Raw genomic sequence first — 1,820 nt, forward strand, 5'->3', positions numbered from 1 at the left:
AGGCGGACGTTTTGATTTGCCTATCGCATTGGGTATTTTGGCGGCTTCAGAGCAAATAGCGACAGATAGGCTCAAAAACTACGAATTTGTTGGCGAATTAGCCCTGTCTGGAGGATTAAGACCTGTCAAAGGCGTGCTTCCAGCTGCGTTGGCTGCAAGCAAAGTAGGACGTCATTTGGTGGTGCCTCATGTCAATGGTGATCAAGCGGCGTTGGTGGGCAAAGAGCAACATAAGTCAGCGCAATCCTTACTTGAGGTGTGTGCGGAGTTATGTGGTCAGCATCGTCTCAATCTTTATCAAACTCCGAAGCGAAAAACGGTTGAAAAACATGGTCGAGATCTACAAGACATCATTGGCCAGCAACAAGGCAAGCGTGCTCTAGAAATTGCGGCGGCTGGAAACCACAACCTACTTTTCCTTGGTCCTCCTGGTACAGGAAAAACCATGCTGGCATCGCGTTTATGCGACTTACTGCCGGAGATGAGCGACGAAGAAGCGATGGAAACGGCTTCAGTCGCATCACTGACGCAAAGTGAGATTAATGAGCACAACTGGAAGTCGCGTCCGTTTCGTGCGCCGCACCATTCCAGTTCGATGGCTGCATTAGTTGGTGGTGGCTCGGTGCCAAGACCGGGTGAGATTTCTTTGGCTCACAATGGGTTATTGTTCCTTGATGAAATGCCGGAGTTTGACCGTAAAGTGTTGGACTCGTTACGAGAACCACTGGAATCGGGTGAGATCATCATTTCGCGCGCACAAGGAAAAACGCGTTTTCCTGCTCGTTTTCAGCTGGTGGGCGCGTTGAATCCAAGCCCAACTGGCTATTACGAAGGGAATCAAGCTCGCACTAACCCTCAAGCTATTTTGCGTTACTTAGGCCGTTTATCGGGACCGCTTCTCGACCGTTTTGATATGTCGTTAGAAATTCCATCCTTACCAAAAGGCACGTTGGCGGAAGGTGGTGATCGAGGTGAGCCCACGGAACTCGTCAAAGAGCGCGTCAGTCTTGCTCGCGAGAGCATGCTCAATCGAAACGGCAAAGTCAACGCACTGCTCGGCAGCCGTGAGATTGAGGCATTTTGCCCGTTGCAAAAAAGCGATGCAGAATTTCTCGAAACTGCACTCCATCGGCTGGGGTTATCGATTCGTGCCTATCATCGCATCATTAAAGTGGCTCGCACGATAGCGGATTTAGAAGGTGCTGAGCAGATTAAGCGTTCTCATTTGGCGGAAGCGCTCGGGTATCGCGCGATGGACCGATTGCTGAAACAACTCACGGCTCAAGCCGTGTAGTGGTCATTTGAGAGGAGTTCGCGGCGAGTATTCACATGTTCGCCGCGAGAACCATGTTAGAAGCTGTAGTTAAAGCCTAACGACAAAAGGTATTCATTTTCGTCATAAAAGGTGATGTTTGAATCGGTTTGGCTATAACCCGCGAAGGAAATGAACGACCAGTTCTGCCAATCAAACACGTTTTGGTATTCGTAAGCGGCAAACAAGCTCAAGGTGTCATCACTGCGCGTTTTCGCAAAAGTTTGGCTCGCCGATTGATAATCTTTGAGTGCATAGCCTGCGGTTAAGGCTAAACGATGACGGTTGATGAACTTAAACCAACTTACGTCAAAGGCATAAGAGTCATACGATTCTGCTTTTCCATCCGCATCTTGGTTGATGTAGGTGAACGCGGGTTGCAGTAGCGATGTTTGGTCTAGTGAAATACGATATTCGCCTTTTACGTAATAAATACTGGCATCACGCGCGAGTGAACGGTCGGTGACTTCATCTTGTTCGACATCTTTATCGGCATAAGCTAAATCGA

2 protein-coding genes are annotated in these 1,820 nt (G+C 48.9%); one reads left to right on the top strand and one right to left on the bottom strand.

Annotated elements, in window-relative coordinates; translation table 11 throughout:
* The coding region (locus tag R7P67_RS23520) for a YifB family Mg chelatase-like AAA ATPase (protein WP_318086153.1) at positions 1 to 1,294 on the top strand (1,294 nt) is incomplete at its 5' end.
* A gap of 56 nt (positions 1,295 to 1,350) precedes the next feature.
* Here R7P67_RS23520 and R7P67_RS23525 read toward each other — a convergent pair.
* Positions 1,351 to 1,820, bottom strand: a 470-nt coding sequence (locus tag R7P67_RS23525; RefSeq protein ID WP_318086154.1) for a DUF2860 family protein, incomplete at its 5' end; no start/stop codon positions are given.

This window comes from Vibrio sp. Vb0937, from assembly GCF_033338855.1.